General features: G+C 51.9%; 10 protein-coding genes. 5 read left to right on the top strand and 5 right to left on the bottom strand.

Annotation, left to right across the window (positions count from 1 at the left end; all coding sequences use genetic code 11):
* The first annotated feature begins 227 nt into the window (after positions 1–227).
* Together C7B82_RS13170 and C7B82_RS13165 are read left to right on the top strand one after the other, a co-directional pair.
* A complete protein-coding gene (locus tag C7B82_RS13170) occupies positions 228–1,655 on the top strand; it encodes a hypothetical protein (RefSeq protein WP_106256745.1) in 1,428 nt (475 codons plus the stop codon).
* A 911-nt stretch (positions 1,656–2,566) separates the two neighbouring features.
* Positions 2,567–2,806 carry a hypothetical protein gene (locus C7B82_RS13165; RefSeq protein WP_106256744.1) on the top strand — a complete coding sequence of 80 codons (240 nt, stop codon included), beginning with the start codon at positions 2,567–2,569 and terminating at the stop codon, positions 2,804–2,806.
* A 99-nt stretch (positions 2,807–2,905) separates the two neighbouring features.
* Here the strand turns inward: C7B82_RS13165 and rph are convergent, their stop codons facing one another.
* Positions 2,906–3,628 carry a ribonuclease PH gene (gene rph / locus C7B82_RS13160; protein WP_106256743.1) on the bottom strand — a complete coding sequence of 241 codons (723 nt, stop codon included), beginning with the start codon at positions 3,626–3,628 and terminating at the stop codon, positions 2,906–2,908.
* A 344-nt stretch (positions 3,629–3,972) separates the two neighbouring features.
* On the opposite strand from rph, the gene C7B82_RS13155 reads away from it, so the two are divergent.
* Entirely contained in the window at positions 3,973–4,509 is a 537-nt protein-coding gene (locus C7B82_RS13155) for a P-loop NTPase family protein (RefSeq protein WP_106256742.1), read from the top strand.
* A gap of 46 nt (positions 4,510–4,555) precedes the next feature.
* Positions 4,556–5,137: a dCTP deaminase gene (gene dcd / locus C7B82_RS13150; RefSeq protein WP_106256741.1), complete on the top strand. Its 582-nt coding sequence runs from the start codon at positions 4,556–4,558 to the stop codon at positions 5,135–5,137.
* Positions 5,138–5,216: 79 nt separating this feature from the next.
* Here dcd and C7B82_RS13145 read toward each other — a convergent pair whose 3' ends face one another.
* The 4 genes from C7B82_RS13145 to trxA form a co-directional block, all read right to left on the bottom strand.
* Positions 5,217–6,704, bottom strand: coding sequence for an FAD-dependent oxidoreductase (locus tag C7B82_RS13145; RefSeq protein ID WP_106256740.1), 1,488 nt, complete (start codon positions 6,702–6,704; stop codon positions 5,217–5,219).
* A gap of 57 nt (positions 6,705–6,761) precedes the next feature.
* The gene (gene cobD / locus C7B82_RS13140; protein ID WP_245939872.1) at positions 6,762–7,877 is read right to left on the bottom strand and encodes a threonine-phosphate decarboxylase CobD; all 1,116 of its coding nucleotides are present in this window, start codon (positions 7,875–7,877) and stop codon (positions 6,762–6,764) included.
* A gap of 7 nt (positions 7,878–7,884) precedes the next feature.
* On the bottom strand, positions 7,885–8,169 hold the full coding sequence (locus C7B82_RS13135; RefSeq protein WP_106256739.1) for an HU family DNA-binding protein: 285 nt from the start codon (positions 8,167–8,169) through the stop codon (positions 7,885–7,887).
* A gap of 478 nt (positions 8,170–8,647) precedes the next feature.
* Positions 8,648–8,965: a thioredoxin gene (gene trxA, locus C7B82_RS13130; protein ID WP_106256738.1), complete on the bottom strand. Its 318-nt coding sequence runs from the start codon at positions 8,963–8,965 to the stop codon at positions 8,648–8,650.
* A gap of 260 nt (positions 8,966–9,225) precedes the next feature.
* Here trxA and fabG point away from each other — a divergent pair, with 260 nt between their 5' ends.
* Positions 9,226–9,990: a 3-oxoacyl-[acyl-carrier-protein] reductase gene (fabG, locus tag C7B82_RS13125; RefSeq protein WP_106256737.1), complete on the top strand. Its 765-nt coding sequence runs from the start codon at positions 9,226–9,228 to the stop codon at positions 9,988–9,990.
* The last annotated feature ends 12 nt before the right edge of the window (positions 9,991–10,002 follow it).

The raw sequence follows: 10,002 nt of genomic DNA, 5'->3' as shown, positions 1-10,002 counted from the left end.
CAATCCAGAATTACCAAAATGGGATATCCTTATTCAACCTGCTAGCGGGTAAATTCATTCCTAGAAATCTCCTAAGCTATGTTGCAGAGTGCTCTAACCAGTAATTTGCTTAAAGACAACGGACATTCACCCTATACCGTTACTTAAACGGTGTTCCTCAAAGTGACCGAAGAAAAAACCTTATCAACCTTAATGTATTCAAATTAGATCTCAGGAGCATAAACTGCATGACCAAATTTCTAACGTTGGAGCAGCAGTCTTACTTCATGACTGAGCCCTTGAATACACACCCTAATCATTCTAAGGAGGCTGATGACAACATGGTAGAGCCTGCAGCCTTGTTAGAACACACGCCCCACGTTCCCTACGAAGTACGAACAGAGGGTCCTTTAACCTACTTTCATTACTACTTTGAAGAAGCCGATGCCACGCTTGGCGATCGGGCAGGGATTGTACAGAAGTCTTCCGCCAAATCCTTGCCCAACCGTTACCTGGTTGGTGCTGGCATCTTCACCGCTACCGCTCTCACCGGACTGGCTATTGCAGACATCAACAAGTCTCAGGTGTCGGCAAAACCCAACACACCGCAACCCAACGTTCAACAAAATTCGCCGAAAGCAACCGATTCAACAAACCGCTTAAATCTCATTGGGACAGCGGTACAGCCGCTTCAATCCAATCAACCTCTGTGGTCTAATCAACTAAACTCAGGCGTTAGCAAAACACCAGACACCAGGTTGACGCCGGGCGCAACGGCCACGCCACGCGGTCTGCAAGCCGTATCCTCAAAGCGTCTGGCAACTGATCAGCCTAGCAGTCTCAATACATCATCTTTGGGCACACGCTCACAGTCGCTACGCTTGAGTTCATTGTCTTTACCCAAGGCTATGGGTAGAGTGAGTGTCGCCCAACAGCCTGAGCCCGTTAGAACGTTCAGCCAGGTGAGACTGCCATCCAAGCCAGTTGCTCCCAAACCGCTTCAGACTGTAAAACCCCTGCCGTTGACCAATCCGCCATCGTTGCCAAATGCAACCTTGCCAGCAGCAAACCAGGGAACCCCTGCACCTCAGGTTGCTGGTATCGCTTCACCGGAGACACTGGCTCCTCAGCGTGCTAATGAGTCTACTCGCGCTCAGGCACCAGCGCCTACTCAAACTGCGCTGCCCATTCAACCAATGACACAAGGCAATCAACGCCTCGAAACATCTCTGCCGAAGCCAGTTGAAAAAGAGAACGCTTCTAACCCTGCGTTGAGCAGGAAGAACGCTGCAGAAGAGAGCCTTAAAGCGTTGAATACTCACAGTGCTTTACCGCCAAGTATTCAAGACCTTCTCCAGCGATCGCACCCGTTACCCACGGACAATGTCGTCACCCTCATCCCTCTCACCCAAAAAGCGGCGGAAGAAGTCTTGGCGATGAACAAGTCGGGGTTAGTTACCGACAACGCTGGAAAGTTTACCATTCTCCATCTCAATCCCCAGGACTATCAGCAGGCCTGGTTGGCTACAAATACGGTGGCTCAGCAGCCAGCGTTGATGGCGGCATTTCCTACTTACGGGTTTGTTGATTATCAGAAGCGGATCATTGCCGTCCTCGACCAGAAGCAACCGCTTCAGGCAAGCCTGCCAGTGGGCATGCTGACGCCAGGAAAGTAGTGCTTGAGCCGTCTCCTGTCGACAGAGGCTGAACTTACAGCAATTTTCGTTTGAATCAGCCACATTAACTGAGTGTGAGCGTCTCCGCTCACGCCTGCGAGCAAGATGCGCGACTGTGGCTGACCCATTTGCAACCGGCTATAAGCTAAGGTTTTGAGATGGAGTTTGAAACGTCCTTGCTCATGGCGTCACCCGACCGTGATTTTCAATCACGGTCTCACTCAGTGAAGTCCACTAAAGGGACTGAAAATCGATTAGAGCAAGTGTTTAAATCACTTTAACGGGTTGAAAGACGCTGGCAGTCCTCTACCCTTCGGGAAGGCAAAGCCCACAGAGGATGTCCTTCTGTGAGCCCTTACTTTCAATGCAGGGCGGGGCAGGCGATCACTGAAAGCTTGGTCAGTCAACCAGGTTGAACACCTTCCATCATCGTTTCACGATTCGCTTGGGCGTCCATTAATGATATGGAAGTAGCAGTCTTGTGATGCGTTCGCATAGGCGATGATTGAGCCTTCGCCCAAGAGTATGAGAGGGCTAAGAGTTTACCCTGGTACCGTTTGGGCGTCTAGACATTTACGAAAAGCATATGGAAAGCATCAAAATGTGTTTAAATCATCGTTCCTGTGTGCGCAGTTAGCCTTATCCAAGGAAAAACAAGTATTCTTGGAATGAGCAGGGGTAAACATCTTAACGGCTTGGCAGACGAGACCCACCTGGATGAACAGGAAGAGTGTCATAAGCCTAATTTCTTATTGTGCGTTTTTATAGTGCGATCGTACCGCTCTAAAAGGGAATGTAGGATGGCTGCATCAAGCAGCAGAATATACCCCCTTTTGAAGCCAGGATGCTAGCTAGAACCAGTAGACTTTGAAGCTTTTGATTAACCGTTGAGAGAGAGATCGTTTGTTATCATGACCCACTTCATCCTCTTTGCTTTTTTCGTGCTTGTCCTGGATGCCTTCTTTGGGAACGAGCAAGATAGTAATGATCAGGCTAGTAAAGCTGTCAAAGCAGCATTCGACGTCTATCCAGACTGCGAGGCAAATCCAGAGTGCGAGACGGATTATTTGACAGGGTTGAGCGTGTCAACCACTGACCAGGTACAGCCGTATCAGAGTGTAAACGCCTCATTCAATGCACGTTCAGTATAGAGATTGATCCAGCGGTTCAGTCTCGAATCAAACAATCAAGACGAACCGCTGACCACCTGCAAGAGGGCGTCCCGATCGCATCGCGGAGTACAAGCAGGTTCAAGGCCGCTGAAACGCTTGTCGTTGAGCGTCTAACAGCGCCTGAATGCCCAATTCAGCGACATCTAGAATGCGGTTGAGTTGAGTACGGCTAAAGCTCCCAGTTTCAGCCGTACCTTGAATTTCAATCAGCTCCAGTTTTTCGTTCATCACCACATTGCAGTCCAGCGCAGCAGCGACATCTTCGGGATAGTTGAGATCGAGCAGGGGTTGGTCATCAATTAAGCCAACTGAGACCGCAGCCACCTGATGGATAATCGGCGATCGCTCCAGTTCTCCCTTCGCAACTAATTGATCCAAGGCATCCTTCAGCGCCACAAAGCCGCCTGTAATCGACGTTGTTCGCGTGCCAGCATCGGCTTGCAGCACATCCGCATCCACGACGATCGTGCGTTCGCCTAGCGCTGCCATATCGAGAGTCGATCGCAAACTGCGCCCAATCAAGCGTTGAATCTCTTGCGTGCGCCCCGACAGCTTCATGAGTTCGCGCTCCTGCCGCTCTGGTGTCGCTCCCGGCAGCATGCGGTACTCTGCCGTCAGCCAGCCCTGCCCTTTCCCTTCTAAAAAACGCGGCACCTTCGGCTGAATCGACACATTACACAGCACCTGCGTATCGCCACACTTTGCCAGCACAGACGCTGCCGCAAAGCGGGTAAAGTTGCGCTCAAAGCTCACCGGACGTAGTTGATCCGGCTTTCGACCATCAGGACGCTGCCAAGTCATTGTTTTGCCTCAAGTTCCCTGATTCAGGATACAGGAGATAGGGGCGGAGGGAGCAGGGGAAACAAGGCTAAAGGCTGAAGGCTGAAGGCTAAAGGCTAAAGGCTAAAGGCTAAAGGCTGAAGGCTGAAGGCTAAAGGCTGAAACTCAAAACTCTCTAGCGTAGCGGCGCAAAGCGCTACTCAAAACTCCTCCCCCTCCTCCACTCCTCTTCACTCCCTCGCTTGACGGACTATTACATATAGTGTTTGATGTTGGAGAAATTAGTTGAACTACGCTAGATTCTGAATACTTCAGAGAAGTAGAACGGACGCTGATAGCGGTTCATTGTTACTTAGGCACACCTTATGGTTTCACAGATCGAAACCCCTTCGCTAGATGTCAATCATCAACTGACGCATCGAGTTGAGGGCTTGGTACAGGTCTTTACTTGTTCGCATCGCAGCTTCTTTACGAACGTGATGGCGCAAGCGTTGCGGATTGCCGGACAGGGAACGCCTGTGCTGGTGGTGCAGTTTCTCAAGGGTGGCATTGGCCAAGGCTACGAGCATCCGGTGCAGCTAGGGCAAAATTTGGATTGGATTCGCTGTAATTTGCCGCGCTGCATTGATACGCCGCATCTGGACGAGGAAGAAACTCAATCCTTGCTGGAACTCTGGGAGTATACGCGTGCGATCGTCCTGGAAGGCAAATACGAACTGGTGGTGCTGGATGAACTCAGTCTGGCAGTCAATTTTGGGTTGATTGCCGATACCGAAGTGCTGGCGTTCTTGAAGCAGCGTCCGCGCCACGTCGATGTCATTCTTACAGGGCCAGAAATGCCGCGATCGCTCCTCGACATTGCCGATCAAATCACCGAACTCCGCCGCAGCCATCAACCGTAGCTAACAGCGGTCAGCGCTGCTAACAGTAATCTTTAAAAAACCCAACATGATTAAGAACGATACCTGGATTACGCAAATGGCAGAGAAGGGCATGATTAGCCCTTTTGAGCCCCAGTTGGTGAGAAAAGTCGACGGGCTGCCAGTCATTTCCTACGGATTAAGCAGCTATGGTTATGACCTGAGACTCTCACCAACGGAGTTTCGGATTTTTAAGCACATTCCAGGAACGGTAGTTGATCCTAAAAACTTCAACCCTGCCAATCTAGAACCGGCTCAATTACATGCTGGCGAAGATGGTCACCACTTTATTTTGCCTGCGCATTCCTATGGGTTAGGGGTAGCTCTGGAACGGCTAGAAGTGCCCGAAAATGTGACGGTGGTTTGTATTGGTAAGAGCACGTATGCCCGTTGTGGCATTATTGCGAATCTAACGCCCGCTGAAGCCGGTTGGCGAGGATACCTGACGCTGGAGTTCTCTAACTCATCTAGCGCCGACTGCCGTATTTACGCTAGTGAAGGAGTTGTGCAATTACTCTTCCTGGAAGGTGCACCCTGCGCCATTAGCTATGAAACCCGACGTGGCAAATATCAAGACCAGCCTGAGAAGGTGACACTGGCGAGAGTTTAGGGTATTTAGAAACTGGGTTTCTGATGCTTGGAGAGCGTATCTTTTTGTCTGCTGAGAAACCCGGTTTCTTACAGTTGCCTCAATTCATCGATCGCCGCCAGTTAAAAAAACCTTCGAGAAAATCTCGCAGTCGCGTGTTTTGCTGAAGTCTGAGGTGATGCCACTCAGCAGCAGTCTGGTGGATGATTTCGGCCAGAGAAGAAGACGGTAACACGAGATCAGCGATCGCCTCAACGTTGAGCTTTTGCTGTATGGCGAGGGCGATCGTGCCAATCAGCTCATCCGCCTGCGAACCAACAATGTGTGCGCCCAGCAGTGTGCCGTTGCGATGCACAATGAGTTTGCAAAATCCGATCGTCTCGCCCTGGATTTGCGCTTTGATTAGCGTTTTGAAGGGTTGTCGGAGAATGACCACATCCTTACCAAAACGCTGGATGGCAGCGGCTTCTGTCTGCCCCACGCGCGCCAGTGCTGGAGCCGTAGAAACGATATGGGGAACGTGGGCGTCGTTGATTTTGGCGATCGGCAGAAACAGCGCATTTTTGACGGCGATGCGAGCATCCGCCAGGGCAAGATGGGGCATCCGATCGCCAGCGCTGCTGCCTCGGCAGGCATAAACGCAGGCATTGGTGGTTTGTAGCTTCTCGTTGACTCCAATACCTACAGAGGAGGCTTCGACGTTAGCAGCAGCTAAGTTAAGGGTTGCCTGATCAAACGGCGTTGTTGCGGTCAGAATAATTTCGTCAGCATCGATCGCCCGATTGCCTGCCTGCACCCACTTCTTACCATCAATCTGCCGTACCTGTGTGACCGTCGTTTCCGTTAGCACCTCCACACCTTCTGCTTCTAGCAGTGCCTGGATCAGAAAGGCAGCTTCTGCATCTTCGTGGGGAAGGACATGAGCGGTTGCAACGATGAGCGTGACCGATCGCCCCAGTCGAACCAAATTTTGCGCCAACTCGACCCCGATCGCATCGGCACCAATAATCACGAGACGGTGCAACGCCTCTAAAGCGGGAATTTTTTGCAGCACTGAGCTGGCGTCCAAGTAGCCGACCAGTGCTAAGCCATCAATTTCTGCAAGAGCGGGTGGAGCAGATATTTCGTGTCCCTGGGGCTGCGACTTGACCATAACGGGGAGTGGCTCAATGGCGAGAAGGTAGGCACGCGATCGCAACGATCGACCGTTGACCATAAAACCCAACATTGGTTTCCGATGAAACTCACCACAGCCAGCAATGACCTCAATCCCCAACGACGCAAGGACGGCAGGAGCATGGGTTTCGGCGATCGCTGCGGTTACGGCTGCCGACCATTGCCTTGCGTGTGTCCAGGCTGCCTCAGTCGATGGCAATGCGGCAGTGTCCCCTAACCCTAGTGGCGCTGCCTGACACAGCTGGCGCAACGTTTGCCCCACCTTGGTCAAAACCTGCCCATCAATGGGGCTACTAGCAGCACAGCCTTGCTCAACCAGCGCCACGCGAGCGTTTAAGTTGGCAGCAGACACTGCTGCATAGATTCCAGCAGCACTGCTACCGATGACAACCAGATCGTAATCAACAGGCATAAAAGAGAGTTTTGAGTTTTGAGCTTTGAGTTAGAAAATTGCATCCACTGCTCAAAACTAACCCTCTTTTCCATTGGAAAGGATCTGACTCAATCCGTCTAGTAATCTTTGGTTTTCGGCTTCAGTGCGAATGGCAACGCGAAAGTAGCGATCGCCCAAGGCTGGAAAACTCACACAGTCTCGAATCAAAACCTGATGCTGCTTCAGAAGCTCTGTTTGTAGTTGCACCACCGATCGCTTTGACCTGACCAGCAGAAAATTTGCCGCACCGAGATCGGGTTGCAATCCCGGCAGGTCGGACAAGCCCTGGAACAACAACGGCTTTGCAGTTGCCAACCACTGCCACGTCTGCTGTTGAAAAGTAGTGTCTTGCACAATGACGGCACCCACAGCGGCTGCCAGTGCATTCACAGACCAGGGATCGCGCCATTCTTGCCAGCGCTTGAGCCGATCGGGATGGGCGATCGCGTAGCCCAACCGTAGCCCCGGCAGGCTGTAAAACTTGGTGAGCGATCGCAACACGACCAGATTGGGATGCTCCACTACGAGATCAAGCACACTCTGTTGCTCGTCTGGTGGCAAGAAGTCCATAAACGCTTCATCCACGACCACTACAGCGTAATGGTTCAGATGAGCAGACAGCAGGTCACTCAAGAGAAGGCTTCCCGTTGGATTGTGTGGGTTATTGAGCAGTAGCCCGATCGCCTTGCCTGCTGGATGGCGTGTCGGCGCGATCGACAACGCTCTGGCTAAATCCCACTGTCCATGCGCCAAAGGGTCTAGAGGACAGGCCAGTACGGTGGCGTCGAAGGCCTTGAGTGCACGCTGATAGTCGCTAAACGCAGGCGTCACCACGCAGGTTGCAGGCAAAGCAGCCAGATCCCGGCAGGCCCAGGTCAACAGTTCAGCTGCACCGTTTCCGGGCAGAATGTACTCCGGTGGGATATGGTGAAACTCGCCCAGCGCCGATCGCAACTCGCAGTACTGGGGATCAGGATAGGCCTTCAGGTCGCCCAGGTGAGATTGGAGGGCGGCGATCGCAGAGGCGGGTGGCCCCAACGGATTAATGCTGGCAGAGAAATCCAAAATAGCAGAGGGGGAACAGTTCGCCAGTGACGCTGCCCAGACTAGATTCCCCCCGTGTATCGGACGACTGGCTAAGGGATCAATCAAACCGTCATTATTTTTTCTCAGGAGCGACCTTCTCTCTAAACAACTTCCCAGCTGAGAATGCGGGTACTTTTGTTGCCGGAATATCCATTTTGTCACCCGTTTTGGGGTTACGACCTTCGCGGGCTTTACGTTCCCGTGATTCAAACGAGCCAAACCCAACCAGCGTCACCTTATCACCATCACTGACCGCCTCGACGATCGCTTCCAGAGCAGCGGTCAACACTGCATCTGCCTGTTTCTTCGTCACGCTGGCTTTGTCTGCCACAGCATCTACAAGCTCTCCCTTGTTCATCGGTTCTCCTTTAGGTTCTTGTGGAATAACGCACTGTCCATCGAGGTTTCGGGCGAAACTACGCGATCGAAAACAAAGCAAGATTTGCGCCAAAATGGCTGAAATGCCCGTGAAATCTAACTTTCAATGCCCTATTCTAAAGCGAAGGGAACGCTCTAGATCTACGAAACCTTTAAGATATATGGCTTTTGGGACTTTTTTGCTGATTCCAAACGCCCATAGCCATAAGGAGCCCCTATGAATTGGGGGTTTGAGGGGAAAGGGGAAGAGCCAGGAGTCAGAAATCAGAAGGAAGCAGCAAAAGACGGTAGGAGTGAAAGCCTAGTGCCAAGGAGCTTTCTAGCAAACAAAAGACCCGTAGGGGCAGGTTTGTCACAAGGTTAACGGTTAGAGGATCAGACTCTGGCAAAACCTGCCCCTACCCAACGGTAAATGTTTGCTTGGAAATCTCCTACGTTCTCGACCCCTCACTCCTCTTTCAAACCAACGCTTGCAGCCGTTGAATTAGCTTGTCCGCAGGCACCACGCCTTCAATGCGCTCCACGGGTTGCCCTTGCTTGAACAACACCAGCGTTGGCAGCGCGTGGATTTGATGCTCTGTTGCGATTTGAGGATATTTATCGGTGTCAATCTTGATCACCTTCACCTGATGTTTCATCTGGGCATTGACCTGTTCTAAAATGCCCGCCATCATTTGGCAAGGGCCACACCAGGTCGCGTAAAAATCAACCAAAACGGGCAAATCTGAGCCAGAGAGCAATTCTTGAAAGCTGTCAAACTGCTTTTTTACCGCCATTGTTCAAATTCTCCAATCGCCATAGCTCTATCCTAATCCTGCCAGCCACGATCGCCCCGCATAACCCTCTTACAACCAAAAACTCACACTTTCTTAACCCCTGCGATCGACATCTTTCTACGTCTGTTTCTTGAGACAACACTCTAGTCAGCGGTCAGCGGTCAGCAGTCAGCAGTCAGCGGTCAGCTTTAACTTCTGACTCCTGATTCCTCATTCCCCCTTTCCTCTATGATCATCTAGCGACATTTGGAGAGATGAGTATGGAAGCACTGCCAACCAACCTGCAACGGTTACAGGGAAAAGTGGCGCTTATTACAGGCGCTTCACGTGGCATTGGTCGGGCTACGGCTCTAGCGTTGGCGGCGGAAGGGGCGAAGATTGTTGTCAACTATGCCAGTTCGCGCACAGCCGCTGATGCAGTAGTGGCAGAGATTGAGGCGATCGGCAGTAGCGCGATCGCGCTTCCGGCAGATGTCTCCAAAGCCGATCAGGTCGATGGGTTAGTCAATGCAGTCATGGAAAAATGGGGTCAGATCGATGTACTGGTCAACAATGCCGGGATCACCCGCGACACGCTGCTGCTGCGCATGAAGCCCGAAGATTGGCAGGCCGTGATTGACCTCAACTTAACGGGGGTCTTTTTGTGCACCCGTGCGATTAGCAAAATCATGCTGAAGCAGCGATCGGGTCGTGTGGTCAACATTACGTCTGTTGCGGGGCAAATGGGCAATCCAGGGCAGGCAAACTACAGCGCTGCCAAAGCTGGAGTAATCGGCTTCACCAAAACGGTTGCAAAGGAACTGGCACCGCGTGGCATTACCGTCAATGCGGTTGCTCCTGGTTTTATTACCACCGACATGACGGCTGATTTGAAAGCAGATGGCATCTTGCAATTTATTCCGTTGGGTCGCTACGGGCAACCAGAGGAAGTGGCAGGGCTGATCCGCTTCTTGGCGGCGGATCCTGCTGCGGCCTACATTACAGGGCAGGTGATGAACGTTGATGGCGGTATGGTGATGGCCTAGAAACGTGCTCAA

It is taken from the genome of Stenomitos frigidus ULC18 (assembly GCF_003003795.1).
GTDB lineage: Bacteria > Cyanobacteriota > Cyanobacteriia > Leptolyngbyales > Leptolyngbyaceae > Stenomitos > Stenomitos frigidus_A.
The sequence above is the reverse complement of the archived record's forward strand: the minus strand, read 5'-3'. Positions and strand labels throughout refer to the sequence as shown.